We start from the raw sequence: 18075 nt of genomic DNA on the forward strand, positions 1-18075 counted from the left end.
TTTTATTATTTTAATTTGATCTGCAAAGCTTTACCTGAATAGGTTACCTCTATTGGTTTTGCTGGTGATACATCCAGTCCAACAGCGTTGCTGTCGCTGACAAAAATGATATTGAACTTTCTTTTGGTCAGCATGCCGTCGAAATCCCCCTGACGGCTGGCCAAAGACAGTGTTTGTGCAGAATTGTCATAGCTGAAATCAATGCGGCTATATTTCCCTTTTTCATAATTATAATTGCTGCCTTCGTCTTCATAAAGTGAAAACTGACCGTCTGCTCCGGCATAGATATAAAGATCCAATACTTCCGGCTTTTTCTCGGCTGTATATTGCATGACCGGTCCAATGGGCAATATTGCTCCGGCTCTGACATAAACAGGGATACGTTCGTATGGTGCTGCAATAAGCAGATCCTGCCCCCCTGCTACCATCTTGCCATTGTATAGATCATACCAGCTGGCTCCTTTTGGAAAGTGTATCTTACGTGAGGTAGCCCCTTTTTCAGTAACTGGACTGATAAGCAAGGATGGTCCCCAAAGGTATTGGTCGTTGCTGTCGAATCCATCTTTGTCCTGCGGGAAATCCATCGCAAGTCCACGTATCATCGAATAGTCTTCAAAAAAAGTCTTCGCGGCAAGACTATAATTATAGGCCAGTAATTTATACCGTAGATTAATCGCGTAGGTCATGCTTTTATAGGCCGGATGATCCACAGGAGCGATATTATACGGCTCGCGGTAGGGATATTGTCCATGCGCCCTGAACAAAGGCAAAAATGCCCCGTATTGGTACCAGCGGCTATTCAGCTCGCGCCACTCTTCCAAGTCCGCCGTATTAGGTTTGTGAAACCTATTTTCAACCAAAAAGCCTCCCGCATCCATTGTCCAATAAGGTGTACCGGACATCGAGAAATTGATGCCCCCGGCAATCTGATCTTTCATGTCATGCCATCTCGAAGCAATATCGCCGCTCCAGGCAGCCGCCGCATAGCGCTGCTGCCCTGCAAAAAAGGATCGCGTCAGAATAAACACCCGTTTGTTAGGATCTGTTTCACGCTGGCCCTCGTAGATACCCTTGGCATTTTGCAAAGGGAACGCATTATAGTAGCGAACAGATGATCCTATAGCTGGCTGAAAGACCGATTTACGCTCGTCCAGATCAATATTGGAGTGAATATCTGGCTCACTCGCATCCATCCACCAGGCATCGATCCCAATTTTGAAAAGATTGTTGTCCAACAATTTCCAGAACCCATCGCGTGCCGCTTTGTTGAAAGGATCATAAAATGTCGAGGTATAGCCCTTTCCGATCCAATCTTTACGGCCGTCATAAATATTTCTCGGATAGATCCATTTGTTGGCTTTAAATTCTTGGTATACGGAAGACTCTTCATTGATTTTAGGCCAGGCCGAAATCATGATCTTAAAGTGCTGATCATGCAGCTTCTTCACCATGGCCAGAGGGTCTGGAAAACGCTTTACATCAAATTTTTGGCTCCCCCAGTCGTTTTCAGCCCAGTAAGACCAATCCTGCACAATATTGTCGATCGGAATCTTACGTTTGCGAAATTCAGCCGCGACCTCCTCAATTTCCGCTTGTGTCTTGTAACGTTCTCTGCTCTGCCAAAATCCAAAGCTCCAAATCGGCATAATCGGTGCCTTGCCGGACAAGTGGCGATAACCTGCAATGACCTCATCCATTGATGCGCCCTGTACAAAGTAATAATCAATGGCATCTCCAGCTTCTGAATTAAAGGAAAATACGTTTTTACGCGCTTCTGGAATGGGGCTCTGCCAGTTTAAGGTAAAATAAGATTCCCCTCCATCTGGTATCCATTCCATGCGGATCTGGTGGGGCTTATCTTTCTGGAGGTCTCTCTCAATCTCAAAGGTACCTGCATTCCAGGATTGACGCCAGCGGTCGGCGACCAGCTCCCCATCAATCCAGACTTTCATATAACCCGAATATTTAAAATGCAGCACATGTTTGCCAGTATAGGGCGAAGAGAAACTTCCGGCATAGATGACTTTGCTTTCGGCCAGCTTTACGCTCTTTGGAAATTTGTGCTGATCTGTTAAGTAGCCATAGTCGATAATCGATTCCGGTCGGGATAGATACACTTCTTCGCCCTTGTTCCGATTTACATAGGTTGCCGTGAGCCAACCCGGCTCTCCCTCTTTTGACTGCAACTTAAAAGCATTTAAAGGCAATAACGGCCTCACGTCGCCCGCTTTTGTAATGGAGTAATTGTGCCATAAAATGCCATAGTTGTTAGTGGACAGTAAAAAGGGTATTCCGATTTCTGTATTGTACTGCAGCAGCGAAACCTGTTTGCCACGGTTATAATTCATCACCGCATTCTGATGTTGGCCGAGTCCATAGATCCCTTCTTCCGCATTGACAATAAAGTCTTGGTTAATGTGATAAAATGCATCACCTTGATAACTATTAGCTAAAAAAGAACTTGAATTCCGCTTTGCTTCTTTCAAGATGGATTGCCCCTTAAGGTCAAAAAATTCCACTTTGCCGTTCATCAAGGAAACCACTGCCTGCATATTGGCCGTTTGTACATTTACCGTAGAGTCGGTCGAGCTTACCGCAAGTGATTTTACTTGCCGGCGCAGTGAATCGACGATCACTAAGCTCGTTTGTCCCGGTAAGATTGCACCAGCTGGAACAGCTGTGACACGCACAATCTTGTCAGTTACGACATCCAAATAAATATCCTGATCAATGGAGGTCTCCGAATTTTTGAAGCTGACCTTAATACCGGAAGGCATTTTTTCATAATGAGCTTTATTGGCTTGGCTAAATCCCTGCTGCACGATTGCGAAGAGCATCAAACCACTTAAAGCGTACGTTAAGTTGCGCATTTAAATAAGATTTATTGGTTATTATATTCCCTTGGTTATTACGCGTCCTTTCCTATTGAAAGAACAGATCAAATATAGAATGCAACCGGTTGTATAAGGGGTATATTTTGTTAACTTTTAGGGGTTATTTTGTTAACTTATGCGGGGATACTGGCGAAAAACACTATCGACAATTCACTTATTTACAAGCTTTTTCGATAAAAAGACGGCAGGTTACCAAATGCAGATTTAAAATATTTGCTGAATTGTTTCGGATTTCCGAATCCTACTTCATAAGCAATTTCAGCCATCGATAATTTCGAGTTCTGAACCAGATGCATGGCACGTTTGAGCCGAATATGTCGGATGTATTCCATCGGTGAATAGCCTGTGATGGCAAGCACCTTTTTATAAAGCCCTACGCGCGTGATGTTCATTCTTTTGGCAAGCAGTTCGACAGAAAGCGAAGAGTCACTGAGATCCTGTTCAATTTCCATTACCAGCGCACGGATAAATTGTTCATCAGCAGATGCGATATCGGGCTGCGTCAGATTAACATTAATCTGTTTTTTATACCGTTTTACCATTGTCTGTTGTTGATGGAGTATCTGCGCTAATTTTGAACGCAGCAGGTTAATATTAAAAGGCTTGTTGATATAATCTGTAGCACCCGACTCCAAGGCTTCCAGTTCAATTTTCTGATTGACTACGGCTGTTACAATCAGCACAGGGATATGGACCAGCTTGGCCTGGGCCTTTATAAACCGGCAAAATTCCAGTCCGCTCTCTCCAGGGAGGCTGAGATCGGTGATGATCAGATTGACCTCTTGCTTGCTTAGGATCAATTTTGCATCATTGATGCTTTGCACAGCGTGGATTAGGTAGGCTGAACTCAGGCTCCGCTCCAGGTAATGGAGGAAGTCGATATCATCTTCGACCAATAAAATAGCGGGTTTATCCTGCTTATCGCTTTCGACAGGATCGACACTCGCTTCGGCCTTATGTATGGGTAGCTGAACTTTAAAAATCGTCCAGTGCACATTGCTGCTCAGCGCGATAGTTCCGCCCAAGAATTCGACATAGTCTTTAACAATAGAAAGCCCGATTCCCGTACCCTGATTCAGTTTTCCATTGGGCACATCCAGTTGCATGTAACGTTCAAATACGCGGGCTTGTAGGTTTTCGGGAATCGCTGTACCCTGATTTTGAACTTCAATACGCAGCATCTTTCCTGTTTCGTGTTCAGTGACTTCGGCATTGAATGCCACAATGCCGGATACCGGGCTAAACTTGATCGCATTTGACATCAGATTGAAAATAATGCTTTCCAATTTGTTTTTGTCAAACCAGGACAGATAGGTGTCTGGAGCGATATTGACCTGCAGCGAGATCTGATTGCTTTGCGCTATCCCGGCAAAGGCATCAAGCATTTCGCGGATAAATCCCATGAGGTCCCCATAAGCTTCGTTCAGCTCAAGCTCACTTTTCTCCAATTTTCTAAAGTCCAGCAGCTGATTGACCAATTTAAGCAGACGGTCTGCATTCTTCTTGATTAAGTTTAGGTCGGCTTTTTTTTCTGGATGCTGCTCTTCATCCAGCAGCTGCTGCGCTGGAGTTAGAATCAAACTGATCGGAGTTCTGAATTCATGACTTATATTGGTAAAGAAACGTGTTTTCAACGCATCCAGTTCCTTTGCCTGTGCAGCCTGTTCCTGGGCGAGGTAGAGTTGATTGCGCGTCTTGACACGTAGTTTTGTCAAATAAAAATAAGCCCATAGGACGATCAGTACCAGGCTGGCATAGAAAAGAAAGGCCCAAGCCGAACGCCAAAAAGGTGGCTGTATATCGATTGTTAGGAGCAGCACGCCCTCAGACCAGCTATTCGAATCGATGGCGTGCCGAATATACAAATTGTAGCTTCGGGTGTCTAGATTGGTGAAATTGGCGCGCATGGTTGCCGGTTCAAAATCAAACCATTCATCACTTAGACCAGCAAGCTGATATTGGTAGAGTCCATTATGCTGTTGCAGGTAGTCAAAGGTAGAGAACTCCAGCGAAATGGCATTGAGGTTGTAAGGAAGACTCAGTTCTTTAAGATTATTCAGGGCTTGATCGTAAATGACCCGGCCCGAAAATTCCTCACCTACGGCTATCCGCTTGTTAAATAAATAAAGATTGGACAAAAGCGGTAAGACCAGTTCACTTTCGCTGCTAATTTTCTTAGGGTCGATAAAATTGAATCCCTTTGGCCCACCAAAGACAAGTCTTCCGTCCCGCATTTTTAAAGCGGCGTTTTCATTGAATACATTCCCCTGAAGGCCTGATTCCCTTGTAAAATTGCGGATGATGAACTTCTCGGCCTGCCCTTTGCCGACAATCGCCGACAGTCCTTTGTTTGTTGAAGCCCAGATTCCCCCCTGATTATCGACCAAGAGCGCCAGGATCGCATCGTCGCTGAGTCCATCCTGCTGTGTGAGATAGCTTACTTTTGTACCGTCGATTACATGCAAGCCCTCTTGTGTTGCTACCCAAATACGACCAGTTTTGTCCTCTTTAATATCATAAATCAGATCATTCATAAGTTTCATGGGCGAACTGGATGTATTCATATAGCTAATCTTGTCGTCGGGAGCCAACAATGCCAAACCTGTCGCTGTGCCGATCCAGAGCCGTTTTTTTGAATCTTCAAACAAGACAGAGATATAATTGCTGTTAATGGTTTGTCCCTGCCGAGTATACGCTCTCGAAAACTGTTCTGTCTTTTTATCAAACAGGTACAAGCCAGCACTTAAGGTTCCTATCCAAAATCGATGTTGACTATCCTCGTAGATCTCCCATACACTATCGTCGTTCAACTTTCCAGGTGCCGAATCACGGTGGAAAACCTTAAAACTTTTGCCGTCGAATCGACACATACCACCTCGATAAGTTCCGATCCACAGCTTATCTTCCGTATCCAGCAATAAGGAAACAATCACGTTGGAGCTCAAACTGTTGGGATCCTGAGGATCATGCAGGTATTGCGTGAATGTTTTCTGACTGCTATTATAATAGAGCAATCCCCCACCGTTTGTCCCGATCCATAGATTACCCTTTCGATCCTGTACAAACTTATTGACATCGTCAAAGGGAAGCGATTTAGGAAGCCCTGGATAGTTCCTGATTAAAGAGAATAACAACAGCTTGGGATGATAATAACTGATGCCACCTTTATAGGTTCCCGCCCATATGATACCTGACTTATCCCGATATAAAGCCGTTATGCTATTGTAAGGTAGGCTCCGTAAATCATATTTATCGTTAGCGAGGATCTGTACACTTTTTGTTTTTTTATCATAAACATTGATCCCACCATGATCAGTTCCTAGCCAAAGATGCCCTTGATCATCTTGCACGATATTGCCTACAAAAGGATTGGACAGTTCTTTTTGGAGGTGTTGAATTGATCCATCTTTCGGGTCAAGCCAGTATACACCAATTGGAATGTCTTTTGAGAAAATCCATATCGCCCCTTCCCGGTCGGCAAATAGATTATAATTTACCAGCTTACTGCTGATCGGCAATAGGCTGGTTTTGGTACTGCGCAATGATTTGGTATCGATGTGGCCCAACAGGCCATTTTCGTAGATTACCCAGATCGTGTGCCCTTGACCAGCTATCACATCAGCGATTCGGTTGTTTTTTGTCAACGACGGTACAGTACGATAGATTTTCTTTAGGCTATCGTACAAGATCAGCGAACGATCGCTATACAATAATGCGAAGGTCTGCCCTTCCAGCGGCCTTATCGTGTGTACGTCTTTGACGGGCAGCTTTAAGTGGGTCAGTATGGAATCAAGCTGCTGGACGATAATGCCTGAGTGCTGATCATACACATTCATCCGATTGCTGGTGCGAATCCATACATTGCCTTCTGGTCCCTCAAAGATTGCGGAAATTGCATTTCCACTCAGGCCGGTACGTTTATTGGCGGAATAGCGAAAATTTGTGAATTGCGTCCCATCAAATCGGCTCAGACCAGATTCGGTACCAAACCAGAGGTAATTGTACTTATCCCTGAGTGCACAATTGACATGATTATGGACCAGGCCCTGGTCAGAGGTTAAGGTTTTAAACGCATAGGTATTGACCTGGCTCCAAGCTGACGATTGCCCTAAGAAAAGGAGAAGAAAGAGTTGGAGATAAGCGAATAAAAAAGACTTAAGCTGCTGCATTGGTTATCATCTCCCCAATGATACAAAAATTGAGTAAATACAGCAAATCAAGTTGCTATTAATATAAGCTTTAGCATGAGCCCCATATTTTTTATCCTATAAACTAGGTTACCACATTGAGATCAAGTTCGTGAGTTAAACCTAAATAACACCATTTTTATAGGGATATAGCAGGGGGTTAACAAGGGTTTACCCCTGTTATACCCCTGTTAACCCCCTGTTACCCCCCAGTTAAACCCCTCCTACTGGTTGAACTCGTATAAATTAATTGATACGTTTAACCACTCTAAACAATCGTTAAAATCCAAGAAAGAAATTGACTTATAAGGAAGAGATGGACAGCGTAAAAAAAGCGAAACAACGCTACATAGAACGTGCAATATTAGTCATAAAAGACAAAAGTTAATACCATAGACCTGATTCATTTCGACAATTGAATACTTTACTGAAATTGCTTAGGCCTGTCTTTTTCTGCTGCTCTTGCGGCAATCTCATCAATGCGTTTTTTGCGGGTATCTGGTCTTTTGGCGAGAACAATCCATTGCAACATCATTTTTTTGACGGATTTACTCAATCCAAGAAAATAATCTTTTGAACCAGCATAATGTTGAAATGCTTCATCCAGATCCTCGGGAATAATTAATTCTTCCACACTGTCCAAAATTGACCAAGAGCCATTTTCTTGTGCTATTTTTATAACCTCATGCCCCGCTGGAGTCATTAGATTCGCATCGATTAGTTTTTTAACTTTTTCTTTGTTAATTTTAGACCAGGTACTATTGGGTTTTCTTCGGCTAAATAACTGCATGAATGAATAGGCATCAATCGGCCTCCGTGTGCTATCAATCCAACCAAAACACAATGCTTCATCCACAAGTTCAGTCCAGTTGACCACCGGTAAATTTGATTTTTTAGTATTACAGATCACCCAAATTGATTGTGCTATATGATGATTGTTTTCGAGCCAAAATCGCCATTCTTCTTTTGTATTCAGGTAAATAGTGACTCTCTCCGCCGAATTCTGTTTGATCATTGATATAGTTTTTTAGTCCTTACTGGTATGGATAAAATTTGTCTATTGTGAAAATACGTTTTTTTTGAATACTAGTCATCCATGTTTTGCAGAACAACAACGACCAGCTTGTCCTATTGACAAACTCAAATTAGTCAGCAGCATTTTCATTCTTAAATTTTAAGAATATATCTTTTGGGAACTAATAGAAGTATTAAGAGTAGAACAATCTGTATGCAGATTACAAAAAACAAAATAGTCTGAGTTCGAAAAGCAAGTTCAGAGACTCGTTTTGCGTTTCTGCGCCGTAAATCGATCTGATTTTTCAGCACATGCTTTTCACAGCTATCAATATCAGCCTGCTGCTCTATTTTCCATTTTTCCTCGCTTGCCAAATGATTATTTTTTGTAGGTGCCAAGTCGATAGCGTCGAATAGCGTAAAAAAAAACCAGCAACAGCCAATAATGGTAATTGAAGTCAAGCTAATCAGGATTTTCTTTATCATACGTATTTATTTTTGCATTTCGTTTCAAATAATAAGCCCTTAAAAAAATTACAATCAACACAGCTGTTAATCCCGAGACCAGAAAAGACGAAAACTGGAAAATAGCTTCACCAAACGCTTTACTGTCGCCAAAACACTGTACTGAGTTTCCCCATATATCAGTGCCCATAGCCCCCTCATAAATACATTTCCGACAAGCCCAATATTCGGGAAGTATAATTCCGAGATAAATTGGTAACAAAATACCATAACAAGTAAGCAGAATAATTGTTATTGCACGAATCAATTTCATATGATCTATATACCTAAACCTTTTATTCGTTAAACACCACAATCGCCAATTTACAGTTTTACAATAGCTAAAAAATCGATAGTTTATATGTGTTGGCAATCATTTATAATTCGTTAGTGATCCATCAATTTACACAAACGTTTGTGTATTCAATTTACTTGAATCTCTAATTTATTCTCAGTATACTCGTGATAACATTATAATCAATTACCCAGAACAGTGGTTCAAAAAATAGACTAAACAGACAGCAAAGCAACATTACCGGAATACGGACTAATATATTCTTATAGCAACATATTTTAAAACGCTAAAAAAATGAAACAGATTGGCTTAAAAATCAAACAGGAATGGAAGTTTCTTTCCATATTCGTCATCTGCTCTTTACCCGGCTTATTCAGCATGGCACAATCCAACACGCCGGTTCTCCGTATCGGTATCATGGCCGATATGCAATACGCAGACAAAACAGACCACGGTAGCCGGTTCTACCACAATTCTTTAATGAAAGTCGATACCGCTGTAGACTTCTTTAATCGCAATAAAGTCGATTTTTCATTGGTTCTTGGCGATCTTGTCGACGAAGGTCCAAAAGATCTACCTGTATTGTTAAAACATCTCTACCCTTTAAAAAAACCGATGTATTGTCTACTTGGCAACCATGACTATGTCAGCGTATCTAAACCAGATCTTCTGCACACCACTTTTGGGATGCCAGCTAAATACTACGCATTTACAAAAGGGAAATGGCGATTTGTTTTCTTAAATACGAATGCGCTCAGTGAATATGCCACAACGCCCAATTCAGCAGACCAACGTGAATGGAAAATCTTGGTGGGTAGCCTACAGGCAGACGGAAGGAAAAATACGCAACCCTGGAATGGCGGAGTTGATCATAAACAACTCCTATGGTTGCAAAACGAACTTGCCCGAGCGCGGAAAAATAAGGAGCATGTGATCGTATTGACACATCATCCCTTATTGCCAGAAAATGGTTATGAAACACTCAATAATAGGCCAGTTCTTGATATACTCTACAAATTCCCAGAAGTTAAACTGGTACTTTCCGGTCATAATCATAAAGGCAATTATGTGATGGTAAACAATATTCCTTTTGTGACCATGGAAGGTATGATAGAAACACCCACAAGCAATGCCTATGGTCTTTTGGAGCTTTATCCGGAAGAAATCAAAATCAAAGGCCAGGGTAGACTCAGTTCAAGAGTTTTTAAATTATCATCCAAATAAGGCTCAATCGGGCGATTAAAAAACTCGCCATAAATGAAATTTAAATAAAACACCCCCAACAGCGAAAGCCGTTGAGGGTGTTTTTTATTGAATGGGTTTAGTGAATACACTATTCTAGGGTTGGATTAAATGTTCCGCCCCAATCTTTATTCTGCTTGATATTCGGATTTTTATCAATGACTGATTGTGCTATTGGAAAGAAATAATAGGTATCTGGTACCAGGTTCACTTTGTTTCCTGTACTAGGCACCTGCAAGACACTATATTTAAACTGATTCTCTTTCAACGTGTATGTTTTGGCCAATACATTTGCATCTTCCAGTTTCATTTCAGTTCCATTAGCATTGATCGCAATAGCTTCAACTCCATGCTTTGTCGTATTGTTTAGTATATTTAACTTACGTAACCGTCGTAAATCCCAAAAACGATGTCCTTCAAAGCAGAACTCAATATTACGCTCTGCTAAAATGGCTTCACGCATTTGCTCTTTCGTAGTCGCTGCAATACCATATTTATTATCCGCACCAGGTTCTATACCCGCTCTTTTTCTGATCTGTGTCACCAAATCTAAGGCTGTCGCAAAGTCTCCGATTTCATTTGCTGTTTCAGCATAATTCAACAGGACTTCGGCATAGCGCATCAAGACAAAATCCACATCATACTGGGTTTCCACTTCGGTCTGTTTTAATGATAATTTAGAGTTTTTTAAGATAAAAAATCCACTATATCGATCCAAATTGGAAGAAGGTGTTTTTGCGTTAGGGTTTATACCAAAGTCATCTAAAGCCGGAGCAATACCTACAGAAGTGTATTGTCGTTTGCCGGTCTTTCCTGAAACCTCATAAATCTTGGCATTCCACACAATGGATTTATCAAAACGCGGATCGCGGTTTTCCCAATAGGATTGCAAAAATTGATCTTCTGTCTTATAGTATTTGCCCGTTTGATCGGAATAAAGCTTTCCATCTTTCATTGGAAAAGCTTTTACAAATTCCCAGGATGGAACGGAACCCGCTGGCCCTCTACTTTCGGAGCCGGGTCGTACGCCATTATCCCAATTAGCGACTTTATTTGGATAAGTATTAATCACAGCAAAAACAACCTCTGGTCCTTTTTCAACCAGCGCAATATTGGAATAATCTGGAGTCAAACTATAGCCATCCGCTTTAAGTTGCTCATAAGCCAATTTATTCGCAGTGTTGGCTTCCTGCCAATAGGCATTTCCATAAGGATTGGAAGGATTAAACTGGGGTGAAGCTTTATATAACAATACTTTCGCTTTAAAAGCTGCCGCAAAATCACCGTCAACCTTTCCATAATCTGCCGTACCCTTGGCAATCGTTTTTGGCAGTAAGGAAATAGCCTGATCCAAATCTTTGATCATCAGATCAAAACACTCTTTTGTAGAATTGCGGGGTACATTAAGATCATCATTTTTTAAATCTTGAGGTACCGTAATATAAGGGACCCCACCATGAATCCTGACCATATTAAAATACATATAGGCACGGAGAAACAAAGACTGCCCAATCACCGCATTTTTGAAGTCCGCTTTTAGCACAGTACTTTCACCAACTTTCTGGATCGCCGTATTAATTTTTCGGATGGTTGTATAATCCCAGGATTTGTAAGAACCATTGTTGACGGTGACCGCATCCAAAGGGAAAGCGATGCCAATTAGTTGTTCCGAATTTCCATCCGCACCAGCGTTCCAGTTGCCAAATAGTGGATATAGATTGGCAAGATAGCCGTTGACTAGATTTGGATCGGCCCATACTTTAGCTTCATCCAGCGAATTGAGATCTTCAATGTCCAGCACATTTTTACAGGAAGACATACACAGAGCCAACGCTATTAAAGGATAATATATTTTTTTCATCTTTTTTTCATTTAAAATTTAACATCAAGTCCAAACGTAAAGGTTTTCATGACTGGATAAGAATCATACAGCTTTTGTTCCGGATCATGGAATTCTTTCATCGGCGAAAAAACAAACAAATTGGTTCCATTGAAAAACAGGTTGACATCTTTTACACGGATCTTCTCGGTCATGCTTTTCGGCAATCGGTAAGACACGTTAACATCGCGTAAACGCAGATAGGCTCCATTTCTTATCCAGAACGACGAAGGAGCTGCACCAGACTCAGCCCAACCAGAATAGCCTGTTGGACGAGGGTATTTCGCATTGGTATTATCCGGCGTCCAGACATCGGAAGCCCAAATCGGGTAATATGGACGGAAAGTATCGCCATGCTGACGCATTCCACCACCTTCTTGATTGCTGATCATCCGATCATAAGCAAGAACCCCCTGAAATAATGTCGAGACATAGAAGCCTTTCCAGCTCGCATTGAAGCCAAACCCGTAATTGATGCGCGGAGAATTATTGTCTGACAATAACTGCAAATCGTTATCATCAATTTTCCCATCCGGACCTCCTGAGTAGTTCGCCCCTTGAATATCTTTATATAAGATCATCCCAGGAAAAGGATCCCTTCCGTAGGTCTTAAATCCTTTTGCTTTCAGTGCGTCGGCTTCAGCCTGTGTCCTTACTAAACCCAGTGCCTCTAAGCCGATAATTCTATTTTCTGGCCGCCCAATTCTGGAACGAAAGTTCTGCGGTTGGCCGGCAGCATACGCCGGTTCCTCGTCAATGATATCCCAGCGGTCTTTTGCATAACCCAGATTCCCATTGAGCCCATAGGTCACCTCGCCCACCTTATCATTCCAGTTCAACGAAATCTCCCCGCCTTTGTAACTTCTTGCGGCATAGTTTTCAGGAGCAAGTGCGCGACCATAGTTATCCGGAACTTTCAGTGATCTTGGTCCTAGGATGTTCGTTTCCTTACGTGAAAACAGATCTAGGCTACCGGTCAGCTTATTCTTAATAAATCCAAAATCCAAACCGAGATTGACGCTTTTAGAAGTCGTCCAAGTGAGGTTCTGCGTCGGTGTTGCACCATACGCAATACCATTGTAATAGCGATCTCCGAACATATAGCCACCAGAGCTGTAATATTTTTCCAGATAGCCAAACTGACCGATTCGATTAGCATTTACATCCAAATCATTACCCGTTGTACCGTAAGAAGCTCTGAACTTCAAGTCTGATATCGTATTCTTTATATCCGTAAAGAAGTTCTCGTCCGATACACGCCAGGCTGCCGAGACTGAAGGAAAAAAGCCCCACCGTTTATCGCTAGGAAACAAAGGTGATCCATCGTAGCGGAAAGAAAACTCCGCAATATACTTATCTGCATAATTATAATTAGCACGCCCAATCACGCCGCGTCTTGAATCAATTGTTTCATTGGCAGTTGTCGACCTAAAGTTCCGATCTGTAGGATAAATAAACATCTGATCCAGGGCTGTAATCGGATTCTCTGCCCGTGAAGTAACGTACGTCCCTCCTTTTTTGGACTGCTCATAAACCAATGTCCCATCGACGGAATGTTTACCAAATTTGCGGTTATAGTTTAAAAACCAGTTTACCTGATATTCCCACAATCGTTGTGGGCTGTAATCCATGAAAGGCTGACTCTGACTAAAAGTAAAGATATTGATATTCGCTTCCGAAGGTGGGGCCGGTATAAAGCGGTTGTCATTTGGATTCAGTGAAGTAAAGGTGTAGTTTTTTTGAAAGCTCATATAGCGCTTGCGCATATAGTCACTGGCAAGATAACTCCCCACAAGTTTTGTCGATAGACCTTGTACCAATTTATCCAGCTTCAAATTTAGGGTCATAATAGGATTAACCTGCCGCACTTTGCGGTCGATATAACGATCCCCGATGACCTGATCGATCACATTCCATGCCTGCCAGCTTCCCATAGGTGTCTGTACGGGATAAGCCGTTGGCGTATTGCTCGGTGTTCCGTCTGCATTCAAGTAAAACGGATACATCTTTGGCCAGTTGAAGGTAACACGGTAGAAATCGGATACATCAAAATCATCATCATTGGAAGATGTGCTAAAAGGCCAAAAAAAGCGCTTCGAGTTGGTCTGGTTAGCTGAAATATTAAAATCCATGCTAAAATCTTCGGTAATCTGCGCGGAGATATTGCTGCGCAAATTGAACTTCTCATGGTCCAAAGATTTATAGGATCCATTTTCTTTGCGGTAGCTCAGCAAGCTATAATAAGTAATTTTGTCGCCACCACCATTGACCGATATGGATTGGCGATGGGTAAATGGATTGCGCCAGATCACATCATTTGCATTGTAATTTTTATCCTTGAAATAATCAAACTCTTTTTGTCCATTTGGGATGGAAAGACCGCGAAATTCGGCGACCCTATTTTGATAGGTGAGTTCATCTTGTGCAGTCGTTAAATTCGCAAGAAGTTCCTGTGTTGGCGTATTAAAAGTATAATTACTTTGTACATTAAAAACTGGTGCTTGCGCTGTTCCTTTTTTCGTCGTCACAACGACAACGCCATTACCCGCCCGGGTGCCGTACACTGCGGCAGTCGCTGCATCTTTTAAGAAGGTCATTTGGTCGACCTCGTTCGCTTCAAGCACATCAAATGCAGCTTTATCGCGGACCACACCATCAATTACATAAAGTGGCTCGGCAAAACTCCCCCGGATACGCAGGCTCGACGATGCTCCAGCCATCCCCGAAGTATTGGTGACATTGACCCCCGCTGCTCTACCGGCAAGTGAATTGGAAAGATTTGAACTGGGGATATTCTTTAGCTGTTCTGCATTGACGGTAGCGACGGAACCGGTGATATTCCCTTTCCGCTGCTTACCATAGCCAATGATCACGACCTCTTCAAGCGCCTGATCACTCGAAACCATAACAACACTGATGTTGCCTGCGGAAACGGCTACCTCCTGTTTTGTAAAGCCTTGGTAGTTCACGACCAAAACATCACCACGCTTGGCCCGAATAGAAAAAATACCTTGTTGATTGGAGGATGCTTGAACGGATGTTCCTTTGACGGTGATGGTAGCGCCGGCTAATGCCTGACCTTTCTCATCTTTGACGATCCCTGTAACCTGATCTTGATCGACAATAGCATTGATCGGATCCAGATTCAGTGCGTAAGAATCAGGCTGACTAAACAGCAGGCAGAGCCCCAAAAGGCTAATGGGTCTCGCCTTTCCATGAAGAAAAAAATTTCTCATCATAATTACAAATTGGTTTAAAATAATAAAGAACCCTTAGGCTCAACTTTGGTTTATTTACTTAGCCTGCTTTTCTTTTTGTAAAAAACAGCAAAAGTGGATTAGATTGTCTACTAAATTTAAAAAACAAATTCTTATTTACGAAATTAACATGATTTTTTAATCCGAAGTTCACATAAACGTTACATGCTGAAATAGGGAATGGAAATGGCTGACACAGCAGTGCCGATCTTCAGGTAGAACACCTAAAAACTGTAGTGAATACAGGGGTTTAAAGTGGATTTATACCCCTGTACGAATACTATCTAGGAAATTTTGTTTTGAGGCAAGCCGAATACGATCAATGTAGAGACCCCGAATGGGGCTTAAAAAAATGAGCCTAAAACTGTAAGCTAGCGTTTAAACAAAATTGTCTCCCGTTATATGTTGGAAGCACAACATAGCTCTTTTTCGAATTCTGTAATCGACTGTCTACCAAAGGGAGCAACCAATAGGCGATTTTAGTACTTAAGATACCGACCCCAGCTCCCATAGCGATATCCGAGAACCAATGCTTGTCGTTGTACATCCGCAGATAACCGGTACCTGCTGCAACAGCATATCCTGCAATACCGTACCAAATTGACTCCTGTCTATATTCCTGCCAAAACAGTTCGGCACCAACGAACGCAGTAGCAGCATGCCCCGAAGGAAAGGAATTATTCGCTGAACTATCAGGCCGCCATACGGGAATGGTGGATTTCATAATTTTCACGGTTGAAGTCATGATAATATTAGAAACCGCTGTCGTAAACAGGCGTTGTTTAAGGTTATGTTTGGCAGGCACCCCTACCGCGTCCAAAACAAATACTCCGGCAGTTCCAGCAAAGCGGGTGAAATCGTCCAACTTAATTTTTCGGCTAGTTCCTCTCGATACGCCGTCTCTAATGTCTTCATCTATCCCCTTTAAAAAAGGATTTCCTTTGGCAACGACACCATAGGTGATCAGTCCTACAGGAACAGCCAGTTCCTTGTAAGGAACTTTCTTAAAAAAATGAGATCCGCGGCTCGAATCCGACGGTTGTTCCGACAGAATTTGGGCAATTGAGGTAGCCGGTACTACAAAAAGTGAAACCAGGATACAATAAAAAACAAAGTATCTTTTGTAAGTGCTCATTTTATCCGTATTTATTTTATCGTGCGCAAAGATAATATTAAAATATCCAGTAAAAAAAGACAACGGGCATTGTCAACTCGGAAACTAAGCATCTTGCATCCACCTTCGTCAGAGGGTCAGCTTCCCTTATAGGTTGAATAGCCGTAGGGCGAAAGCGTAATCGGCACATGAAGATGTGTCTGCTCAAAAAGCGTAAACAAAAGTCCGCTGTTTCATGAATTGATGTGAACAGCGGGCTTTAGATTTAAAATTTATGTATGATCAAAGTCCTATCGTCACACCATTGGCAATGACCGCATCTTTTTTCACAACAACAATCCCATCACAGATCATATGCGTATCAAAATCGCCATCATTCAAACCCGGTCCACCAATGATACGAACGTCATCTCCAATTCGGCAGTTCTTATCCAAGATTGCGTTTTCGATATAACAACGTTTACCTACACCTACCGGTGGTGGCTTTTGTGTATTTCCCAACTCCAATACTTCTTCCAACTGCTCATAGTAATCAGTTCCCATCATGTAGGTCGATTTAATAACCGTTCCTTCACCAATACGGGAACGTATCCCAATAACAGACCTCTCCAGTTTATCGCCATTTAAAATACATCCATCGGCAATTACCGTATTATTTAACGTTGTACCCGAAATTTTCGAAGGCGGGAGCATCCGCGCACGTGTATACACGGTTTCATTAAACAAATTGAAATCCGGAATATCATCTGTCAATCCAATATTGGCATCAAAAAATGATTTGATGGTCCCGATATCGGTCCAATACCCATCAAATTGATAGCTCAATACCCGAAGTGCTTCGATAGCATCAGGTATAATTTCTTTACCAAAATCCATCCCCGGGTTGGCGATCAAAAGGTTGCGCAATATGTTTTTTGAGAAAACATAAATCCCCATAGATGCCAAATAATGCCTTCCCTGTTTATGCAAAACCGCTGAAACCTCTGAGGTCCAATTTAATACTTCATCCTTATCGGGCTTTTCGACAAAAGCAGTAATCTCATTCGCTTCGTTCGCTTTTAAAATACCAAATCCCGTAGCATCTTTACCATTGACTGGTATCGTAGCGATGGTAACATCGCCTCCATTTTCAACATGGAAATCAATCAGCTTTGAATAATCCATTTGGTACAACTGATCACCAGACAATACAAGAATGTAGTCGTAATCGACATTAAGGAGATGCTTCTGCGTGCGCCTGACCGCATCAGCGGTACCCTCAAACCAACGATCGCCCTCATTGGTCTGCTCTGCAGCCAAGATGTCGACAAAGCCCTTACTGAAAATGCTGAAATTGTAAGAATTTTTGATGTGTGTGTTCAAAGAGGCTGAATTGAACTGCGTCAGTACGAAGATCTTATTATAGCCTGAATTCAAACAGTTCGAAATCGGAATATCGACCAAACGGTATTTTCCAGCTATTGGAACCGCTGGTTTCGAACGCTGTTGCGTCAATGGGAAAAGGCGCGACCCTCGACCTCCTCCCAATACAAGGGAAACTACTTTGTGTATCATACCTCAATCCATTAATTGGTTATAAAACTATTATCTTCAAGAATAGGGACCTGATCAGGTTTACACTCGAGATCCTTTAAATTCAGGTTTAAGAATCCTTATTAAATTAGCAATTTTTCGGATAAGAAGCAAACA

9 protein-coding genes are annotated in these 18075 nt (G+C 42.1%); 1 reads left to right on the forward strand and 8 read right to left on the reverse strand.

All coding sequences use genetic code 11. The features are described 5' to 3' along the window. Positions 1 to 5: 5 nt before the first annotated feature. The 3 genes from BGP15_RS12420 to BGP15_RS12430 form a co-directional block, all read right to left on the reverse strand. Complete coding sequence (locus tag BGP15_RS12420) at positions 6 to 2870, reverse strand: glycoside hydrolase family 31 protein (RefSeq protein WP_286769693.1); 2865 nt, start codon at positions 2868 to 2870, stop codon at positions 6 to 8. A 182-nt stretch (positions 2871 to 3052) separates the two neighbouring features. Further along, positions 3053 to 7063 (reverse strand): hybrid sensor histidine kinase/response regulator transcription factor, encoded by a 4011-nt coding sequence (locus tag BGP15_RS12425; protein ID WP_286769694.1) that lies wholly within the window; start codon positions 7061 to 7063, stop codon positions 3053 to 3055. A gap of 442 nt (positions 7064 to 7505) precedes the next feature. Further along, positions 7506 to 8096, reverse strand: a complete 591-nt coding sequence (locus BGP15_RS12430) for a YdeI/OmpD-associated family protein (protein WP_286754446.1) — start codon at positions 8094 to 8096, stop codon at positions 7506 to 7508. A 1092-nt stretch (positions 8097 to 9188) separates the two neighbouring features. On the opposite strand from BGP15_RS12430, the gene BGP15_RS12435 reads away from it, so the two are divergent. Further along, a complete protein-coding gene (locus tag BGP15_RS12435; RefSeq protein WP_201639378.1) occupies positions 9189 to 10118 on the forward strand; it encodes a metallophosphoesterase in 930 nt (309 codons plus the stop codon). Between the two features lie 109 nt (positions 10119 to 10227). Here BGP15_RS12435 and BGP15_RS12440 read toward each other — a convergent pair whose 3' ends face one another. From BGP15_RS12440 to BGP15_RS12455, 5 genes are all read right to left on the reverse strand, one after another. Further along, positions 10228 to 11997, reverse strand: a complete 1770-nt coding sequence (locus BGP15_RS12440) for a RagB/SusD family nutrient uptake outer membrane protein (protein ID WP_286769695.1) — start codon at positions 11995 to 11997, stop codon at positions 10228 to 10230. An 11-nt stretch (positions 11998 to 12008) separates the two neighbouring features. Further along, positions 12009 to 15254 carry a SusC/RagA family TonB-linked outer membrane protein gene (locus tag BGP15_RS12445; protein WP_286769696.1) on the reverse strand — a complete coding sequence of 1082 codons (3246 nt, stop codon included), beginning with the start codon at positions 15252 to 15254 and terminating at the stop codon, positions 12009 to 12011. 376 nt (positions 15255 to 15630) lie between these two features. Beyond that, positions 15631 to 16407 (reverse strand): phosphatase PAP2 family protein, encoded by a 777-nt coding sequence (locus BGP15_RS12450; protein ID WP_286769697.1) that lies wholly within the window; start codon positions 16405 to 16407, stop codon positions 15631 to 15633. Positions 16408 to 16523: 116 nt separating this feature from the next. Beyond that, positions 16524 to 16607, reverse strand: coding sequence for a hydroxyisourate hydrolase (locus BGP15_RS26955; protein ID WP_083295797.1), 84 nt, complete (start codon positions 16605 to 16607; stop codon positions 16524 to 16526). A 61-nt stretch (positions 16608 to 16668) separates the two neighbouring features. Further along, entirely contained in the window at positions 16669 to 17940 is a 1272-nt protein-coding gene (locus tag BGP15_RS12455) for a glucose-1-phosphate adenylyltransferase (protein WP_046675878.1), read from the reverse strand. Positions 17941 to 18075: the final 135 nt, after the last annotated feature.

It is taken from the genome of Sphingobacterium sp. 40-24 (assembly GCF_001899705.1).
Lineage (GTDB): Bacteria > Bacteroidota > Bacteroidia > Sphingobacteriales > Sphingobacteriaceae > Sphingobacterium > Sphingobacterium multivorum.

Excerpts from the sequence above, each read along its gene's own strand:
- BGP15_RS12420 (WP_286769693.1), bottom strand. The coding sequence starts at position 2,870 with ATGCGCAACTTAACGTACGCTTTAAGTGGTTTGATGCTCTTCGCAATC.
- BGP15_RS12425 (WP_286769694.1), bottom strand. The coding sequence starts at position 7,063 with ATGCAGCAGCTTAAGTCTTTTTTATTCGCTTATCTCCAACTCTTTCTT.
- BGP15_RS12430 (WP_286754446.1), bottom strand. The coding sequence starts at position 8,096 with ATGATCAAACAGAATTCGGCGGAGAGAGTCACTATTTACCTGAATACA.
- BGP15_RS12435 (WP_201639378.1), top strand. The coding sequence starts at position 9,189 with ATGAAACAGATTGGCTTAAAAATCAAACAGGAATGGAAGTTTCTTTCC.
- BGP15_RS12440 (WP_286769695.1), bottom strand. The coding sequence starts at position 11,997 with ATGAAAAAAATATATTATCCTTTAATAGCGTTGGCTCTGTGTATGTCT.
- BGP15_RS12445 (WP_286769696.1), bottom strand. The coding sequence starts at position 15,254 with ATGATGAGAAATTTTTTTCTTCATGGAAAGGCGAGACCCATTAGCCTT.
- BGP15_RS12450 (WP_286769697.1), bottom strand. The coding sequence starts at position 16,407 with ATGAGCACTTACAAAAGATACTTTGTTTTTTATTGTATCCTGGTTTCA.
- BGP15_RS12455 (WP_046675878.1), bottom strand. The coding sequence starts at position 17,940 with ATGATACACAAAGTAGTTTCCCTTGTATTGGGAGGAGGTCGAGGGTCG.